General features: G+C 48.3%; 20 protein-coding genes. 15 read left to right on the top strand and 5 right to left on the bottom strand.

From position 1 onward, the window contains the following. Positions 1-9 precede the first annotated feature (9 nt). Positions 10-1722: a PglL family O-oligosaccharyltransferase gene (locus IE092_RS09260; RefSeq protein WP_189356892.1), complete on the top strand. Its 1713-nt coding sequence runs from the start codon at positions 10-12 to the stop codon at positions 1720-1722. A gap of 24 nt (positions 1723-1746) precedes the next feature. Here the strand turns inward: IE092_RS09260 and moaC are convergent, their stop codons facing one another. After that, on the bottom strand, positions 1747-2253 hold the full coding sequence (moaC, locus tag IE092_RS09255) for a cyclic pyranopterin monophosphate synthase MoaC (RefSeq protein ID WP_189356891.1): 507 nt from the start codon (positions 2251-2253) through the stop codon (positions 1747-1749). 21 nt (positions 2254-2274) lie between these two features. Between moaC and IE092_RS09250 the strand changes: the two genes are divergently transcribed. The 10 genes from IE092_RS09250 (at position 2275) to IE092_RS09205 (ending at position 12257) form a co-directional block, all read left to right on the top strand. Continuing rightward, positions 2275-3864 (top strand): M48 family metalloprotease, encoded by a 1590-nt coding sequence (locus IE092_RS09250; protein WP_229793119.1) that lies wholly within the window; start codon positions 2275-2277, stop codon positions 3862-3864. A 120-nt stretch (positions 3865-3984) separates the two neighbouring features. After that, positions 3985-4284 carry a hypothetical protein gene (locus IE092_RS09245; RefSeq protein WP_189356890.1) on the top strand — a complete coding sequence of 100 codons (300 nt, stop codon included), beginning with the start codon at positions 3985-3987 and terminating at the stop codon, positions 4282-4284. 23 nt (positions 4285-4307) lie between these two features. After that, on the top strand, positions 4308-6392 hold the full coding sequence (locus IE092_RS09240) for an O-linked N-acetylglucosamine transferase, SPINDLY family protein (RefSeq protein WP_189356889.1): 2085 nt from the start codon (positions 4308-4310) through the stop codon (positions 6390-6392). Beyond that, positions 6382-7506, top strand: a complete 1125-nt coding sequence (locus IE092_RS09235; RefSeq protein WP_189356888.1) for a DegT/DnrJ/EryC1/StrS family aminotransferase — start codon at positions 6382-6384, stop codon at positions 7504-7506. Before IE092_RS09240 ends, IE092_RS09235 begins: the two co-directional genes overlap by 11 nt. Further along, on the top strand, positions 7503-8537 hold the full coding sequence (locus IE092_RS09230; protein WP_189356887.1) for a 3-oxoacyl-ACP synthase III family protein: 1035 nt from the start codon (positions 7503-7505) through the stop codon (positions 8535-8537). The genes IE092_RS09235 and IE092_RS09230 overlap by 4 nt, the downstream gene beginning before the upstream one ends. Positions 8538-8547: 10 nt before the next feature. Further along, the gene (locus IE092_RS09225; protein ID WP_189356886.1) at positions 8548-8775 is read left to right on the top strand and encodes an acyl carrier protein; all 228 of its coding nucleotides are present in this window, start codon (positions 8548-8550) and stop codon (positions 8773-8775) included. Position 8776: 1 nt separating this feature from the next. Next, positions 8777-9838 (top strand): ketoacyl-ACP synthase III, encoded by a 1062-nt coding sequence (locus IE092_RS09220; protein WP_189356885.1) that lies wholly within the window; start codon positions 8777-8779, stop codon positions 9836-9838. After that, entirely contained in the window at positions 9835-10596 is a 762-nt protein-coding gene (locus IE092_RS09215) for an SDR family NAD(P)-dependent oxidoreductase (RefSeq protein WP_229793118.1), read from the top strand. Before IE092_RS09220 ends, IE092_RS09215 begins: the two co-directional genes overlap by 4 nt. A gap of 6 nt (positions 10597-10602) precedes the next feature. Beyond that, entirely contained in the window at positions 10603-11250 is a 648-nt protein-coding gene (locus tag IE092_RS09210; protein WP_189356884.1) for an acetyltransferase, read from the top strand. Next, complete coding sequence (locus tag IE092_RS09205; RefSeq protein ID WP_189356883.1) at positions 11250-12257, top strand: aromatic ring-hydroxylating oxygenase subunit alpha; 1008 nt, start codon at positions 11250-11252, stop codon at positions 12255-12257. Before IE092_RS09210 ends, IE092_RS09205 begins: the two co-directional genes overlap by 1 nt. Positions 12258-12263: 6 nt before the next feature. On the opposite strand, the gene IE092_RS09200 is transcribed toward IE092_RS09205, so the two are convergent. The 4 genes from IE092_RS09200 to IE092_RS09185 are packed head-to-tail and all read right to left on the bottom strand — an operon-like array spanning position 12264 to position 14457. Continuing rightward, the gene (locus tag IE092_RS09200; RefSeq protein WP_189356882.1) at positions 12264-12860 is read right to left on the bottom strand and encodes a DUF2946 family protein; all 597 of its coding nucleotides are present in this window, start codon (positions 12858-12860) and stop codon (positions 12264-12266) included. Position 12861: 1 nt separating this feature from the next. Beyond that, positions 12862-13812 (bottom strand): YheT family hydrolase, encoded by a 951-nt coding sequence (locus IE092_RS09195; protein WP_189356881.1) that lies wholly within the window; start codon positions 13810-13812, stop codon positions 12862-12864. Next, entirely contained in the window at positions 13812-14243 is a 432-nt protein-coding gene (locus IE092_RS09190; RefSeq protein ID WP_189357211.1) for a YybH family protein, read from the bottom strand. The genes IE092_RS09195 and IE092_RS09190 overlap by 1 nt, the downstream gene beginning before the upstream one ends. Positions 14244-14259: 16 nt before the next feature. Next, entirely contained in the window at positions 14260-14457 is a 198-nt protein-coding gene (locus tag IE092_RS09185; protein ID WP_189356880.1) for a zinc-finger domain-containing protein, read from the bottom strand. A 245-nt stretch (positions 14458-14702) separates the two neighbouring features. Here IE092_RS09185 and IE092_RS09180 point away from each other — a divergent pair, with 245 nt between their 5' ends. The 4 genes from IE092_RS09180 to pyk all read left to right on the top strand — a co-directional run bounded on the left by IE092_RS09180 (position 14703) and on the right by pyk (position 18588). Further along, complete coding sequence (locus IE092_RS09180; RefSeq protein ID WP_189356879.1) at positions 14703-15404, top strand: AzlC family ABC transporter permease; 702 nt, start codon at positions 14703-14705, stop codon at positions 15402-15404. Continuing rightward, positions 15397-15741, top strand: coding sequence for an AzlD domain-containing protein (locus IE092_RS09175; RefSeq protein ID WP_189356878.1), 345 nt, complete (start codon positions 15397-15399; stop codon positions 15739-15741). Before IE092_RS09180 ends, IE092_RS09175 begins: the two co-directional genes overlap by 8 nt. A gap of 185 nt (positions 15742-15926) precedes the next feature. Beyond that, complete coding sequence (locus IE092_RS09170) at positions 15927-17120, top strand: phosphoglycerate kinase (RefSeq protein ID WP_189356877.1); 1194 nt, start codon at positions 15927-15929, stop codon at positions 17118-17120. A 37-nt stretch (positions 17121-17157) separates the two neighbouring features. Continuing rightward, complete coding sequence (gene pyk, locus IE092_RS09165) at positions 17158-18588, top strand: pyruvate kinase (RefSeq protein WP_189356876.1); 1431 nt, start codon at positions 17158-17160, stop codon at positions 18586-18588. The last annotated feature ends 42 nt before the right edge of the window (positions 18589-18630 follow it).

Here is an 18630-nt window from a genome sequence, read left to right as displayed (position 1 = left end):
ATAGTTGTAATGAAAAACTATCTTACGCCTCGTGCTGCTGTTGTAGCTTTTTCAATTGGAACAGCATTTTCCGTATTAGTCCCATTTCATATCCATCCATTGCGTAGTTTTTGGAATGACTTTGTATCATTCTATGCACTTTTCTTAGCATTTCTATTGTTATCGTTTTTAAATTTAAAAACATGGCGATGGACAAAATTGTCTCTATTGCCGATCGCGTTGTTGGGGATATTTGCTATTCAGCTTTTGTGTATTGATGGGATTTTTGGCTGGGACTTGCTCCTACCAGCAATGTATCTTCTCGCCTTACCTTTTGCATTTGGACTTGGCGCTACAATTTCCGAAAGCCGCGAGAACTTCGATTATTTCTGCTTCGCATTGAGTTGTGCTTTTGTTATTTCTGCAGTTTGTTCGGTAGTTGTACAACTTATGCAAGTTGGTGGGATTCGATTGTCACCATGGATCATGGCAATGCCAGTTTCAGGCTGGAGTATTCGACCTTATGCAAACCTGGGGCAACCAAATCAACTCGCACTTTGGATTACCTTCGGACTAAGTGCTGTCTGGTATCTGTTCCGGCAGGGAAAGTTTTCAGGTGTGCTGGCTTATGCAATTTCTGCATTACTCGCATTTGGACTTGCGCTGACCCAGTCAAGAATTGGCTGGATCATACTTCCCGCGATGTTTTGTTTGTTTATTTTCTATCCCCGTGAGCGTAAGAGGTCTTTGTGGGGCAGTGGAATATCCATCGCGCTACTATATTTTTTTTTCGTATTCGGGCTGCCGTTGCTCCTTGCGCATTTTAATCAGGAAAATTCGGCCGGCGTTGTTGCACGAATTGGAGGAAGATCAGAGCGCCTTGGGTTGTATCAACATGCGCTGCATATGCTCCAGGCGCATCCGTTATTAGGCGTTGGGTGGGGGCAATTTGGGGAGCATCAGGTGATGATCGCCAGTGAGTTTTCCTCAACGACGTATTCAGAGCATGCACATAATCTTGTGATGCAATTTGCTGCCGAAATAGGTGTTATCGCAACATCCTTAATTCTGGGTATTCTTGGATATTGGAGTTTTCGAGTTTATCTGCAGGCAAAAGAATTAGATGGACTAATGTTTATCTTTGGTTGTCTGGTGGCGATTGGTGTTCACAGCATGGTTGAATTTCCACTATGGTATGCGTACGTGCTCATACCTGCAGCTGTGCTGATGGGGGCTGCAGACGGCCATGTCTCCAGAGGCACTTTTTATAGAGCTTATCCTTTGGTGGGCATTGTTGTATTCGGAGTGGTAATAGTTTTTTCCGTATTTCTGATTCGTGATCACAATAAAGTAGTCAGCGGATTTAATCAGTTGAGGAGTGCGCAATCTGATAAGTCAGGTTCACTGGCAATTGTTACACAGCCTACTTATACAGCATTGCCCTATTACTACCGTTATTTTGAATTGATGCGAATTGAGCCAGTCGAAAAAATGTCTTTGTCCGATATTCAATTTCTTGAGCGCTGGAGTCTTCGCTTCGGATTTGTTCACATTATCAACAAACTTGCTGAGGTACATGCTTTGAACGGAATGGAAGATGCAGCTGTCAAAGATATGATGACTTTGCAAAAGCTGCACCCAGATCGATATCCGGAATATTACGACTACTGGTATTCCAAGAGTGCGTTTGATTTCAGATACGGGAGAGTTGTTTCAAAAATGCCTGCTCGAAATTCTCCATAAGCTGCCGCAAGACAACTAAGTTTGTCAGCTTTGAGCAGATGCTATCCAAGTACCTGATTGGCCTCCCGATTTTTCGATAAGTTTTACGTCTGTGATAGTCATGCCTTTATCAACGGCTTTACACATATCATAAATTGTCAATAAACCGACTTGTACTGCCATCAGCGCTTCAATTTCTACGCCGGTTTTTCCAAATGTTTCGACACGGGTTTCGCAAATGATGGTTGATGTATTCTCGTTGGTTTTAAATTCGACAGCAACTTTTGTCAGTGCAAGAGGGTGGCATAATGGAATTAGGTCAGCGGTTCGTTTTGTAGCCATAATTGCGGCAATTCTGGCAATGCCTATGACATCACCTTTACGATGGTTACCACTGAGAACCAATGCAAGTGTCTCTGGGAGCATGCGGATGACGCCGGATGCCTTTGCAATCCTGTGGGTGATATCTTTGTTGCCGACATCTACCATATGTGCCTGACCAGCTTGGTCGAAGTGCGTCAATTCTTTGTGGTTAGTTTGAATTTTATTCATCGTATCAGGAGAGTTAAATACATGTCCGGAGTATATCGGCGGAATTTTTTTGTTACCAGTACAGATGATAAATTCTTGACCTGGAAGCGTAGATTGATAAGTTTTGGCTTGGCGACAATTTCCGGATTTTTCTTTCCGGCAATGTCAGGGGATGCGATGGCTCAGAATTTACCGGTTCTGGGAGATACAGCACGCGAAGAGTTGTCTCCGTTAATGGAGAGGCGTCTTGGTGAGCAAATTATGTACATTGTCCGGCGTGATCCTGATTACATTGAAGACTGGGCAATATCTGAATACCTAAACCGGCTCGGAAATAAAATGCTGGATGCACGTCCAGATGCCAGAGGTGAGGCTAACTTTAATTTTGATTTTTTTGCAGTACGTGATCCTGTATTGAACGCATTTGCATTTCCGGGTGGTTTTATTGGCTTTCACTCCGGACTTATCCTGTCAGCGCAGTCTGAGTCGGAGCTCGCGTCGGTGATGGGACATGAGATTGGGCATGTCGCCCAGCGGCACATTGCTCGAATGCTTGCGGCACAAAAATATGATGCATTTATACCTATTGCGGCTTTAGCATTGGCAGTGCTTGCAGCAAGAAGCAGTCCCGATGCAGCAATTGCTGTTGCGACCGGAGGGCAGGGGTTAGCAATTCAAAAGCAGCTTAATTTCTCCAGAGATGCAGAACGGGAGGCAGACAGGATTGGGTTTTTGATCCTGCGTGATGCTGGGTTTGATACAAACGGCATGGTGAGTTTTTTTGGCAGATTGCAAAATTCGATGCGAAATTATGCGGATAATGCACCTGCATTTCTCAGAAGTCACCCGCTGACAAGTGAACGCATTGCTGATATTCAAGGGCGCGTTGCTGATCAGCGCTACAAGCAGGTGCCGGATAGCCTTGATTTCCTGTTGACTAAAGCAAGGATCAGAGTGCTGCAGGATTCTGGGGCGCAGGGCCTTATTGATGCGCGCGCATGGTTTGACCAGGCACTTCGGTCTGGACGTGCCGAAGACCTTGTGATGGCTTACTACGGGCTTTCATTTGTTGCGATGAAGCAAGGGTTGCATTCGGAGGCGCTTCGGTATCACAAATTATCATCGAGCATTGTTCAGAAGAGTGAATCACTTGCAATTCAGGCGCGGGCGAGTTGTATGTATATATGCCTGGAGCTTGAAATAAAGTTAGCGGCAAAGCAATACGACGACGTTATTCGCCAGGCTGAACCTGCAATGAAGGAGTTGCCATTGTCGCGGGGAATCGTATATTTATTTACCGAGGCTCTGTTGAATAATAAATCACCGAATCGGGCAGAGAATTTTCTTCGCGACCAGATTTCCCTTTACCGTACAGAGCCTAAATTGTACAAATTGCTTGCAAGAACATATGCGCAGCAAGGAAAGCAGGCATTGCAGCATATAGCGCTGGCGGATGAAGCTGCTGTACAGGGGGGCTGGAGTGCAGCCATACATCAGCTTGAAATTGCAAGACAGCAAAAAGATGCCAGCTACTACGATATGTCGGTTATTGATGCCAAAGAGCGGGAGTGGAGAGAAGTGCATAAAGAAGAGCTTGCGGCTGAAAAGAAACAATCAAAACATGCACAGTAAAATTTTTTAGAACTTGTTCAATCTGGCACTATCTTTGCTTTTTACGAAGTAGAGAAATTCGTTTTCGTCTGTTGCATTTGAATTTGACGTCCTGCATAAGTCAGGTTAGAGAGTGTGTATATGATATTTGGTTGGTTTAATGCTAAGGAATCTAAGAATTTTGGTGCTTCACTCGCAGATTACTATCTGAGTGGTATGAAATTTGATCAGGTTAAACGATCATTGAAACAAAATGACAAAAAGCAAAAAGAAGTTCTGATTCAGGTGGTGAACAGAGTGGAGTCGTTTAAAGATAGAGAGAAGTTAAACATCTATAAAAAAGCGCAACTTTGTAATGCATTTAAGTGGCGTCTGCTCGAGGCGGGGGTGGAAAGATCTCATGTTGACGAATTGACAGCCTGGCTGGTTCGCGGCCTATAAACATCATTGAATATTTCCTGAATATGTCATTTATCGCAAGACTCGGCACCAAATTGCATCAAATCATGAATCGCCGGCTTGATGTCTTGATCGCCCGCCAACATGCCGAATCTGCCGAACTGCCTCACAAAGGTGGCGGCAATCTTATGGCGCTGAAATTTGAACAAGCTGAATTGTTGATTACAGATGGTCATACCAAGGAGGCTGTAAATGACTTTGCCGGTGCATTTGAATGTTACCAGCAAGCTGACAGACTGGCTCCTGAGTTTCCAAAAGTGCCGTTGAATTTAGGAAATATCTATCTTTATCAGGGCAACCTGAATTCTGCATTAGACCAGTACAAGCGCGCCGTGCGGCTTGATCCTGAATATGCCGCAGCACATTTTAATCTGGGAAATGTGCTGGATATGCTTAATCAGAAAGCAGATGCTGAACTCAGCTATCTGGAAGCGATTCGTCACAAGCCTGACTTTGCAGATGCTTACGTTGGTCTCGGCAATGTCCAAAGTGATACGGGACGCAAAGATGCAGCAATTATCAGTTATCGAAAGGCGCTTGAGCTTGTTCCGGACTATCACAATGTACGCTGCAATATTGCGCTGGCGTTAAGAGAGCTGGGAAACAGAGAGACCGCAGTCACTGAATACGAGTTCATACTTGAGCGTGATCCGGACTTTCTTGAAGCATACGGAAATCTGGCCGTTGTTTATCGGGAATTGGGACTGCTGAATAAGGCGATGGAAGTATGTCGTGGATACTTAGACCGCAATCCACACAGTGCCATGATGGCGACTCTGCTATTGTTCTGCATGGCACATAGCGAAAAAGTAAGCTCCGATGAATTGTTTGATTCTCATCGTCAACTGGGATTGCAGATGGAGTCCCCATTTTCCAGTTTGTGGAGTCGGCCGCTTCGTGAACCGAACCCAGGTCGGGTATTGAAGATTGGCTTCGTCAGTGCGGATTTTTTCCGGCATGCTGTTATGCAGTTTCTTGAGCCATTGCTGGAACATTTGCATTCAGATCCAGATGTTGAAATCTATATCTATTACAACAATGTTGTTGCCGATGAGGTAAATCAGCGACTTCGTCAGAAATATTCCAACTGGTTTGATGCTGCCTCAGTTAGCGACGATGAGTTTTTTCACAAAATCGAATCGGATAAGATCGATATACTTATTGACTTGTCCGGGCATACCAGTGGGCACAGACTTCCGGTATTTGCACGTCGTCCTGCTCCGGTTCAGGCAAGCTGGCTGGGGTATCCGGGTACAACAGGTATGTATGCAATGGACTATTTTCTTTGTGATCCATATTTTGTAGATGATCATTTGAAAAAACATTTCACAGAAAAATTAGCCAGACTTCCGATAACCACAACTTTTGCTCCCGTAACTTATGCAGATCCAGTCTCAGAGCTTCCGGCAACGCAAAATGGATTTATTACTTTTGGAAGTTTTAACCGCATTGAAAAGCTATCGTCCCACGTGCTGCATTTATGGGCAGAGGTATTAAAGGCTGTTCCTGCAAGCAGGCTCATTCTGGCAGGTCTACCGGAGAAAATGGATGTGTCTAAATTTTCAGAGTTATTTCAAACTTGCGGAATAACTGCCGACCGTATCGAATTTCATCACCGAATGGATATGGGGAAATATCTCGAACTACATCATCGTGTGGATGTCTGTCTGGATACTTTTCCTTATACCGGTGGTACTACAACAAATCATGCACTTTGGATGGGTGTTCCAACACTTACTTTGGTCGGCACTAGTGCGCCTGGCAGACAATCATTCGCCAATATGCGCCATGTTGGTTTGGAAGAAGAGTTTTACGCAACCAGTCACGAGGAATTCATTCGTATGGCAGTTCTTCTTTCGAATAAAGTGCCTTGGTTGGCTGAACTCAGGGCTGGTTTGCGTACGAAATTTGAACAATCATTGTTTTGTCGTCCGGATGTCGTTGCGGCTTCATTAAAACATGCGTTTGTATACATGATGGAGCGTTGGAGTAATGAACTGAGTCCGGAGCATTTTTCTGTCCAATGGAACGGAGCTAACTTTTGTGCTGTGCAGGACAATGAAGAAAAGGAAGTGACGAATGAGTCATGATCCTGTCTATGTGACGCGACCTTTTCTTCCCCCCCTTGAAGAGCTGATACCGGATTTCAGCAATATCTGGGAGACCAGAGTACTGACAAACAGCGGTCCATATCATATGGCGCTGGAGAAGGCGCTTGCAGAATATCTGGAAGTTGAATATGTCAGTCTCTTTTGTAATGCGACGATTGCATTAGTCACGGCTTTGCAAGCTTTAAATGTAAAAGGAGAAGTAATCACAACTCCCTATTCCTTTGTTGCGACTTCGCATTCGCTGCTATGGAACAATATTCAGCCTGTGTTCGCTGACATTGATCCTGTATCGCTGAATCTGGATCCTGATGCTATTGAACGTGCAATCACTGAACGCACAACGGCGATTATGCCAGTGCATTGTTATGGTGTTCCCTGTGATACTGATGCAATTCAGAAAATTGCCGACAAATACAAGCTACACGTTATTTATGACGCTGCACACGCATTTGGTGTAAAGCGGGCATCCGGGAACTTGTTTGCTGCAGGGGATATTTCTGTACTGAGCTTTCATGCGACAAAAGTATTCAATACGCTCGAAGGGGGAGCAATTATTTGCCGTACACCAGAAATGAAACGGCATATCGATCATTTGAAAAATTTTGGCTTTGTCGATGAGGTTACAGTAGTAGAAGCAGGAATTAACGGAAAGATGAACGAGATTCAGGCTGCGATCGGCCTGCATCAGTTGAATTATCTTGAGGAAGCACTTTGCCGCCGCAGGTTAATTGATACTCAGTATCGTCAGGCCTTCAGTAAGGTTGAGGGTGTAACCTGCATGGCCGTATGTAACGAAAGCATATCGAATTGCGCTTATTTCCCAGTATTGATCCACGATAATTATCCGGTAACCAGGGATGCTCTGTATGCTTTGCTTCGTGAACACAATATTTTTGCACGCAGATATTTCTTTCCCCTCATTTCAGACTTCGACATGTACCGGCACCTTCCTTCAGCAAACCCGGCAAATCTTCCGGTAGCAGGTCAGATCGCCAGTAAAGTACTCTGTTTACCGATATATCCGGAGCTGAGCGATGAAGACTTGCAGCGAATCATTACATTGGTTCAAAACCCTTCCGGCGAAAAAAAATGAAACGATTTGCGGGCATTACAGCGATCAGCCGCTTCTTGCCAGAAAAAAGACTGATAAATGCTGAGTTGTCAGCGATTTTTCCCGAATGGAGCCCGGAGAAGATTTATGAGAAAACCGGAATTCGCGAACGTCGTATAGCTGACGAAAATATTATGGCGTCGGATCTTGCGACACAGGCTGCTCTGAAACTGATTGACGGTACCGGTTTTTCCGCGGAATCAATCGATTTTTTGCTGTTTTGTACGCAGACGCCGGATTATCTGCTTCCGTCGTCTTCATGTCTGATTCATCAGCGACTTGGCCTTCGACCGGACTGTGGTGCGCTGGATATCAATATGGGATGTTCCGGATTTGTGTACAGTTTATCTCTGGCTGTATCAATGATTGAATCCGGTACAGTGCAGCGTGTGCTTGTTTTATGTGCTGATACCTACAGTAAGTTAATTCAGACAGGTGATCGCAGTGTGATGCCTTTGTTTGGAGATGCCGGATCTGCAGTGATGGTTGAGGCAATCGATCTCGCTAAGGCATCCATTCAAGGCTTTGTTTTTGGTACTGATGGCACCGGTGCAGGGAATCTGATTGTGCATCACAGTGCCTGTAAGAAAGAATATGCTCAGCAGGGACTGTTTCGTGACAATTCAGGTGAAATGCGATCCCCTGAATTTCTGTATATGGATGGCCCTGAAATTTTGCAGTTCACTTTGGGAAGAGTGCCTGCTCTGTGTCGTGCAATCCTTGAAAAAACACGACTGGATTGGGATGCAATAGACTTGGTTGTTTTGCATCAGGCCAATCGGTTTCTGTTAGAGACTCTCAGAAAAAAACTGAAAGTTTCACAGGAAAAATTTTCGATTGAAATGGAGTTAACAGGAAATACTGTGTCCTGCACAATTCCGCTTGCTCTGATCGAGTGTGTGCAGAAAGGAAGTTTGAAACCGGATATGAATGTTTTGCTGGCGGGATTTGGAGTCGGGTATTCATGGGCAGGTTGCATGATGACCTCTGGCAATATCCGCGTTTTTATATAAGGAAAATAAAATGTTAAGTGAATTTATTGAAGGTCTCGCTGAAATTCTGGAAACGGAAGTTGAAAACATTCAGCCAGATACTTTGCTTGGAGATTTCGCCTGGGATTCTCTGGCGGTAGTCTCAACCATGGCGCTGGTTGATGATGTCTATTCCGTGATGCTGGACGGGCAAGCGTTGGCAAAATGTCAGACTGTTGGCGATATTCATGCGCTGATTACGGCTGCAAACGGAAAGTAAAATGGACGTCCCTGTGACCGAGGTTGGTAAAGCACTGTCTGTGCAGAATGTGGCTTTGCGCGGGATTGTCAGTGCAGTTCCCGAAACTGTCGTCGGAAACTCCGTGTTTGTAGATAAATTCGGCGCGAAAGCAGTTGCGGAAATTTCGCGGATGACGGGTGTTCAAAGCCGGCACGTATCATCGGAAAACCAGACTACAGCAGATCTTTCCGAAGCTGCTGCCCGTCAGTTGCTGGAAAAACTGCAATGGGCGCCAGATTCTGTCGACGCGATTGTATTTGTGTCCCAGACGCCGGATTATCGCTTACCTGCAACGGCTTGTGCTTTGCAAGCAAGGTTACAGTTATCTGCGCACTGCGCAGCATTTGATGTCAATCTCGGATGCTCGGGCTATGTGTATGGTCTGTGGATTGCCTCTAAGTTAATCGACGGTACGGGAATACGTCGTGTGCTGTTGCTGGCTGGCGATACGTCAACAAAGCTCGTGAATCCTGAAGATCGCGCGACCGCAATGTTATTCGGTGATGCAGGAACTGCGACTGCTCTTGAATTCGACGAATCTGCCGCACCGTGCTGGTATGTGTTGGGTACGGATGGTAGCGGTGAAAAGAATCTGATAGTTCCGCGAAGTCAATATCGAACCGCACTGCCTTCAGATGAAAAACTGTCTGCTGTGTTGCCGGATTATCTGTATATGGACGGCGCCGAAGTCTTTAATTTCACTATTCGCAGCGTTCCACCGCTTGTTAATCAGGTATTAAAAATTTCAAAGAAAGATATTTCTGAATTAACCCACGTGTTCTTTCATCAGGCTAATGCATTTATGCTTAAGCATATTGCAAAAAAATTATCATTGCGCCCGGATCAATTTCCAATCAATATCGACCGGTTTGGAAATACTTCGAGTGCTTCAATTCCATTGTTACTGGCAAGTATGGGAGATGATGCGAAAGCAGCCAGAGACGTTGTAATGACCGGCTTTGGCGTTGGATATTCGTGGGCGGCGGTTCAGCTTACGATGGATGGCTTACAAGTATGTGATTTGCTCGAGGTAAGTTCGTGATATTCAGCAATAATTACTTAGCCGGAAAACGGATTTTGGTTACCGGTGCCTCGTCTGGTATCGGAAGGCAGGTGGCGATTCTACTGTCTGCCTGCGGCGCAAGAATTTGTTTGTCCGGTCGCGATAACGAGCGTCTGCAGCTAGTGTTGAATGCTTTGCATGGCGAGGGGCATTCTGTTTTGTGTCTGGATTTGAACGGCTCCGACGCTGTGACGGATGCTATCCGTCATGATGCTGAAACATCAGGTACATTTTGGGGTGTATTTCACGGTGCCGGCATCAGCATGGTAAGACCTGCGAAGCTATGCAAAGAGAAACAGTTTGATGAAGTATTTTCAAGCAGTGTTCAGTCCGGTATCGCGATAGCACGTGCGATGTCTTTACGTGGTGTGATTGAGGACGGAGGTTCAGTGATTCTGATGTCTTCAGTCGCGTCACTACGCGGACAAGCTGGAATGGCTTTGTATTCAGCAGCAAAATCAGCAATCGATGGAATGACGCGATCGCTGGCTGTCGAGTTTGCACCAAGACGTATTCGTGTGAATTCATTGTGCGCAGGGGCAGTACAGACCCCGATGCATGAAAAATTGGTCAATTCGCTTAGTCAGGAATCTGTGAATGATTACGAAAATAAACATTTGCTCGGTTTTGGTACCCCCGACGACATTGCGAACACAGTCGCGTTTTTAATGGGTGAGGGCGGGCGCTGGATTACTGGCACTTCAGTTGTCGTTGATGGCGGATATACCGTCAGGTAAGGTGTTATGAAACAGGTCGTGATCGTAGGTGGCGGGGGAATGGCACGTGAAGTCATCGCATTAATGAGCCCGATGATACAGAGCGGTGATGTGAGAATTCGCGGAGTCATTGATGATACCTTGCCGCTGGGAGCGGATTTTTGTCCGGGCTATTCCTGTCAGGTATTGAGCAGCATCGAAAAATTTATTCCCGAGGAAAACGATTTACTGTTACTTGCCATCGGAGATCCTGCAGCGAGATTGAAGCTAGGGCGGGAGCTGAGCGCGCGAGGGTGTAAATTTTTCACTTTCATTCATCCGACCAGTATTATTGCTCCGGATGCCAAACTGGGTTCTGGTGTTGTAATTTATCCGTATTCATTGATTTCTGCGAATACCAGACTGGGTGATTTTGTACTGATTAACGTGCATTCAGGGGCCGGCCATGATGTCGTGATCGGCGATGGCAGCGTCGTTTGTGCCCATGTTGATTTAACGGGTTTTGTTCGTATTGGTGAGGCGGTGCTGATCGGATCTCATGCATCCGTTCTGCCAAAAGTGAAGGTCGGAGATCACGCAAAAATCGGTGCAGGTTCTATCGTTGTGCGAAGCGTTAGAGCGCATGCCACAGTGTTCGCTCAACCTGCACGTACCTTAAGACAGGCAGAAGAATAATGAATCGCTACCTTCGTGACAGTTATTGGCATTTGTTATGTCATCGAACAGAGTTGCCGGCGAACGGGGATTACCTTCGCTTGCAGTGGCTTGGGGAAGATGTTGTTGTGGCGAATGATCAGGGCGACTTAATCGCATTTGATAATGTTTGCCCGCATCGCGGTGCACGTTTTTTTTCAGAGGACTCGGGCAACGGGCCGGTTACTTGTCCCTATCACGGTTGGACTTTTCGGGGTGGGGAGTTACATATTCCTTGTCGTCATAAATTTCGTGAGCAGGAGCTGAATGGATTGCAGATCGGTGCGCTAGCTCTCGCCTGGTGCGGCGATTTTTTATTTGCATCGGTTAAACCCGCCGCCAGTCTGGAAAACCAGCTCGTAGGTATGTTTGACAGGCTTGCTGCGATTTCAATGGATATATATGGACGCCATGACTGGAACGCATACATTTACAACTGTGACTGGAAAATTGCGATAGAGAATGGTCTCGATTCGTTGCACACCCCGTTTGTACATACGAATTCGCTGGGGCGATTGCACTTGTCGGATCCTGTGAATTCGTATGAAGCGGCGAATTCGCTGGCAAGTTTTGAGATTAAAGATGCACAAATGCTGCGACGACTGAAAACAGTCGGCAAGCTATTCCATTTGTCAGAGCAGTTCGAGGGCTATATGAGTATGTTCATATTCCCATTCACGATGCTGACATCAACTTTCGGGTACTCCTATTCACTGCAGCATTTTTTTCCTGCTAAAGAGCCGGGCAAAACGCAGTTTTATAGCCGTTTGCTGAAAGGTGTGTTGCGGCCGGGGCTAGACGCCTCTGCGATGCAGCATTTCTTTGATTCGACAGCACAGGTCAACCGGATGGTATTCGAAGAAGATCACGCAGTTTGCCGCCAGATTGACGGCACCCGATACGACTGGCATGATTTATCGCGACTGTCTTCCGATGAGGAAAAAATCGCTCATTTCCGGCGTAGTCTGCAATCTGTGACGCCGCGCTGAACGACGTCAGCGAGGCGCTGGTTTCCGGTTAAACGGAAACTGTTCTTTCAATGCTGAGATGGTGGTTTGTTGTAGGGGAAGGGGGCTTTTCTGACCCGGAAGGCGTAAATACAGGGCATGGTCAGCCGGATTTTCCAGCCAGGTCTCCATCGTCCGGATGGCCTCTTCCGGTGTTGCTGCCACTATGCAATTAATCAGAATCTCAATATCACGGTCGTCCAGCAGGCACAGCTTGTTATCACCGGTAAGGTAAAATTGCTGCAGCTCGTCAATCAGTACTGCAGTGACAGAGCCAAGTGTTACACCTGTATGCAGGTAAATAGCCTCCGGAGTCAGCTTACATACCCATGGGCAAACTTCCAGATCGACAAAAACGCGTTGAGGTCCGTTCTGGAAATACCAGTTTCCATTTGCATCCGCCTGGTAGTTGCGTCCGATAAAAGCCTGTAGTGCGGGATTGCGGATAATATCCCCGGCACTATTGGCTCTCTGACATGCCTCATCTCTCATGTGCCACTGACCGCGTGCATCCAGTGTCAGCCAGCCATAGCAATCGGGTACGGCCGGCCATTTCAGCATGGCTGCTTTGACGATTTCATCCATGTCAGGACTCCAGAAAAGAAACGATTTTTTGTGGTAACCAGTTCAGATTCCCCGGGGGAAGTCCTGCGCCGAAGCCTACGTGCCCGCCATGTTCAGGATATTCCAGTGTTACGGCATCGGAACCACTGACTGGTAAATGTCTTTCCGGCAGAAACGGATCGTTACGGGCATTTAAAACCAGTGTCCTGACATGTATGTCCTGCAGCACGTGGCAGGCACTGGCACGATGCCAGTAATCTTCCGTGTTTTTGTAGCCGTGTAATGGCGCAGTAACGACGTTGTCGAATTCGTATAAATTCCGTGCAGTCAGCATTGCTTCCCGCGGAAAAAGGCCGGGAAACTGTTCCAGTTTGCGCAGGCATTTGGGCTTCAGTGTCCGGAGAAACATCTGCGTGTATATCCGGTTCAGTCCTTTGGACAAAGCTGCGCCACCTGCGCTGAGGTTCAGTGGTGCGGAAATGGCGCAAGCGGCATCTATATAGCTAGCCTGATGGCCGGATTCGCCCAGATAGCGGAGCAATGCATTACCACCCAGTGAAACGCCGCAGACGTAGAATTTCCGGTGCATGTCTGATGGGAAAACTGTCCGCAAACGCGCCAGTATCCATGCAACTTCCTGAGAATCTCCGGAGTGGTAAAAACGTGGTGCCAGATTCAGCTCTCCGGAGCAGCCGCGGAAATGCGGTATGACACCATGCCATCCGAGCGTACGAATTTGCGCCATCAGTGCACGGGCATAGTGACTGTCGCTGGAGCCTTCGAGTCCGTGAAATAGAACGAGCACGGGCTTGCCGGGCGCGCCATCAACAAAATCGAGATCGATAAAATCCTGGTCCGGTGTTTGCCAGCGCTCCCGGCGAAACGCAACCGGAGGACGCGGGCTGAACAAGGCCGGAAGGATAGTTTGCAGATGCCCGCCGGGCATCCATAGCGGGGAGCGGTATTCGGGCATCAGTGCAGAATGCTTGCTTTGAACAGGTCAAGCGGCGCTTTGCCGGCAGCGACAGATGCATGATGCATTGCGATGCGCCAGCCATGCGGGGTCTTCACAAAGACATTGGTTGCAATGATGTGAATATCCGGCAAATCGTCGTTCTGACGGGAAACATGCTCAATCACGCTGTGAATGGATGTCATCAGTTGTTGCACGGAGTGCAGTTGTGCCGCCCGAATGCTGACGGTACCACGCTCAAATATGGCTTCGTAAGAAGCGCGGATTGCTGCATGGCCGATCAGGCGGGATGCTCCGGGATGTATGCAGACTATTTCTTCGTCGTCGGCCCACAGCGCCATCAGTGCATCCAGGTCAGCATTGCTGATGGCTTCATAAAAAGCGGCTTCCGCCTCGTCAGGGGTACTGTTGAGTTGCTTTTTATCCGGCATGATCGGCACGCGGAGATCAGTGACCTTTAATAACTGTGCCCGGTGCCAGCTGATACTGGGTACCGCAATATGGGCAGTTTGCTTTACCACCATGAGACATATCAAGGAACACTTTCGGGTGGGATGACCAGAGCGGCATGTTCGGATTAGGGCAATATGCTGGCAGATCTTCTGCTTTGAGCTCGACTGGCGCCTGCGCGTTAGTGGTGGTCATAAAAAACTCCGCATTGTTAGATTGAAACTTAAAGCGCGATTTTAGCGGATTTGCCTGCTTCCCGGCAGTGTCCGGCACGGAAAAACGAATCTGGGTACAATGTATGCTGTTTTCCGCACGGCAAAAATGGCGACCACCCCGGACGCCCGCAGAACGACTGGACTTCCAGAAAACCGTATGCAGATTGCCGCATTTTCCGTAAAAATCAGGTGTCAGGACTGGTAACGGGCCAGTCAGTTTCCTTTATGTCGTTTCAAACTGAAAAAGATGCAGTGCACCACGCACTGAAAGCCGGAGCACCAACCTTGTTCGGGATCGGTGCCTGGGGACTGGTCGTGGGTGTTGCGATGATCAAGGCCGGATTAACAGTGCCTCAGGCACTGGGGATGACCCTGCTGGTTTTTGCCGGTTCCGCACAACTCGCTTCGCTGCCTTTGATCGCGAGCCATGCACCCCTCTGGGTGATTTTTGCAACGGCGCTCGTCGTGAATCTTCGTTTCGTTATTTTTTCTGCCATTCTGGCGCCGCATTTTGCGCATTTGCCGTTGCGTACGCGTGCGTGGCTCGGTTTTCTGACCGGAGATGTCTCAGTCAGCTTGTTTGTGCAGCAATATCCGGATTTGCAGAATGGTCGCTATAAACTCTCGTATCTGAAGGCGCTGGTATTTCCCAACTGGAGTGCGTGGCAAATCGGTTCAGTGACGGGCATTCTGGCCGGGAGTCAGGTGCCGGAAAGCTGGGGGCTGGGATTTGCCGGTACGCTGGCTATTCTGTGCGTAATGCTGCCTCTGGTGGTGGGCAGGGTGGCGGCAGCCGGTGTGTTAGTTGCCGGTACAGTCAGCCTTTTGCTGTACGGATTGCCCTACAAATTAGGATTGTTGTGCGCAGTAATTTCGGGCGTATCTGTTGCAATGATGCTGGAAAAACACGGAGCAAAACATGAGTGATCTGGAAATCTGGAGCGCCATCGTATTGCTGACGCTGGCAACTTTTATTGCGCGCAGTGGTTTCTGGCTGGCCGGTGCCCGTATTCGCCTGCCGGATGCGCTTCAGGGAGCATTACGGTATGCGCCGGCCTGTGCGCTGGCAGCGATTATTTTTCCTGATCTGATTCTTGTACAGGGGCAAGCCGATCTCAGCTGGCACAATCCGCGTTTGCTGGCGGGTTGCATTGCGGCTGCGTTTTTTATGGTGCGCAAGAATATGCTGCAGACAATTCTGTTCGGCATGCTGGTATTTACGCTGCTGCGTCTGTTGATGTCCTCGAATTTACCGGGATTCTGAGAGCTTTTCCTTGTTAAAAGCTGCAGCGATGTGGTCCTTGTGCCCGAAAGTGGTATCTGCATAAGAAACCCTTGGGACGGCAGCAATTGGTTTGGTAAAATATCCGGTTATTAACCGCCTGGGTATCTTGAAAGATTGTTCACCCTTGCAGGCCGCAGATTTTACCAACTTATCAATAGACAACGATGCAATTCAATCGACTCAGCGACCTCGTCGCAGCTAATCAGCTTCAGGGTAAGCGTGTTTTCATTCGTGCGGACCTGAACGTGCCTCAGGACGATGCCGGTAATATCACCGAAGATACCCGTATTCGTGCTTCTGTTCCTGCGATTCAGGCTGCACTGAGCGCCGGTGCAGCCGTGATGGTGACATCACATCTTGGTCGTCCGACTGAGGGTGAGTTCAAAGCGGAAGATTCGCTGGCGCCGGTCGCTGCCCGTCTGGCGGAATTGCTGGGCGCACCGGTCGAGTTACGTCAAAACTGGCTGGAAGGCGTTGACGTAGCACCTGGTCAGGTCGTGTTGCTGGAAAACTGCCGCGTCAACAAAGGCGAGAAAAAGAATGATGACGCGCTGGCACAAAAAATGGCAGCGCTGTGTGATGTGTACGTGAACGATGCATTCGGTACGGCACACCGCGCCGAAGCAACAACCCACGGTATCGCAAAATTCGCAAAAATTGCATGTGCGGGTCCATTGCTGGCAGCGGAACTGGATGCGCTCGGAAAAGCGCTTGGTCAGCCAGCGCGTCCGCTGGTTGCGATTGTTGCCGGCTCCAAAGTGTCGACAAAACTGACTATCCTGAAATCTCTGGCAGACAAAGTGGATCATTTGATCGTCGGTGGTGGCATTGCAAATACATTCATGCTGGCATCCGGCCTGAAAATCGGTAAATCTCTGGCTGAAGCGGATCTGGTCAGCGAAGCAAAAGCGATTATCGATATCATGGCAAGCCGCGGCGCAATCGTGCCGATTCCGGAAGATGTTGTATGTGCCAAGGAGTTTTCCCCTACAGCGACGGCAACTGTAAAAGCAGTGGCCGATGTTGCAGATGACGACATGATTCTTGATATCGGCCCTGTGACTGCGGCGAAACTCGCGGAACAACTGAAAAAAGCGGGCACAATCGTCTGGAACGGCCCGGTTGGCGTATTTGAGTTTGATCAGTTCGCTAACGGTACGAAAACACTGGCAGCTGCCATTGCAGAATCGCCTGCATTCTCTATCGCGGGTGGTGGCGATACGCTCGCTGCAATCGCAAAATATAAAATTGCTGAGCAAGTCGGATACATCTCCACTGGCGGTGGTGCGTTCCTGGAATTCCTTGAAGGCAAAACCTTGCCCGCAGTAGAAGTTCTGCTGCAACGCGCTGCGCAGTAATATTCATCGCATTTGACCCATAACAACAGGAGACCCGATGTCACGCGCCACAAAAATTGTTGCAACGATCGGTCCGGCTTCCAGTGATCCGGATATCGTCAAACGAATGATCATGGCAGGCGTCAGTGTTGTACGCTTGAATTTTTCACACGGAAAAGCGCAGGATCATATTGATCGCGCGATGATGGTTCGTCTTGCAGCAGCAGAGTGTGGTCGTGAAATCGCCATCATGGCCGATTTACAGGGGCCGAAAATCCGTATCGGGAAGTTTGAACATTCCCGTATTCAGCTCGTTAACGGTGACAAATTCGTGCTTGATGCAGATTGTCAGCTCGGTAATCAGGAGCGCGTAGGTCTGGATTACAAAGCCTTACCGCGCGATGTGAAAGCCGGTGACGTTCTGTTGCTGAATGATGGCCTGATTGTTCTGGTGGTTGAAGAAGTGAAGGGTAATGAGATTCACACCGTCGTAAAAATCGGTGGCGAATTGTCGAACAATAAAGGCATCAATCGCCAGGGCGGTGGCTTGTCAGCGCCAGCGCTGACTGCGAAAGACATGGAAGATATCAAAACGGCAATGTCTTTTCAGGCAGATTACGTTGCTGTCTCATTTCCGAAAAATGCGACCGATATGGAAATGGCGCGTCAGCTCGCGAATATTGCGGGTGAACCGTATAACCATCGTCCTATGATGATCGCAAAGATTGAGCGCGCCGAAGCAATCCCAGTCCTGCAGGATATTCTGAACGCGTCTGACGGCATTATGGTGGCACGTGGTGATCTGGCAGTTGAAGTCGGCGTTGCAGCAGTTCCGGCGCTGCAAAAGCGCATGATCAGCATGGCGCGTGCTTCCAATAAGGTAGCCATTACCGCGACCCAGATGATGGAATCGATGATCGTCAATGCAGTGCCGACCCGCGCCGAAGTATCGGATGTCGCGAATGCGGTGCTGGACGGTACGGATGCGGTGATGACTTCCGCTGAAACTGCATCGGGCAAATATCCGGTGGAAACGGTAGAAGCCATGGCAGCTATCTGTCTTGAGGCAGAGAAGTTCCAGGAGTCACGGCTGGATGCAGATTTCATGAATCAGACATTCACGCGTATCGACCAGTCTATTGCTTATGGTGCATTGTTTACTGCGCATCATTTGCGCGTGAAAGCCATCGTTGCGCTTACCGAATCTGGCTCAACTGCATTGTGGATGAGTCGCCATGATATTAACGTTCCATTGTTTGCGCTGACGCCGAGCAATGCAACGCGTCGCAAAGCAGCGCTTTACCGGAATGTCACAACGTTCGATTTGCCGCAGTCCACCGACCGCGACTTCGTTCTGCGTGAGGCCGAAAATGTCCTGTTATCGAAGGGTGTTGTTGCGCGCGGTGACCTGATTGTCATGACCTGGGGTGAACCGATGGGACAAATCGGCGGAACCAATGCACTGAAGATTGTCAGAGTCGGTGAGTAATAAGCGCGTGCCCGTGATATTTCCGGTGACTGTATTTGCCGT

The organism is Cognatundibacterium squillarum, assembly GCF_014652435.1.
GTDB classification, from domain to species: Bacteria; Pseudomonadota; Gammaproteobacteria; order Burkholderiales; family Burkholderiaceae_D; genus Undibacterium; species Undibacterium squillarum.
This window is presented reverse-complemented; position numbering and strand designations above follow the sequence as displayed.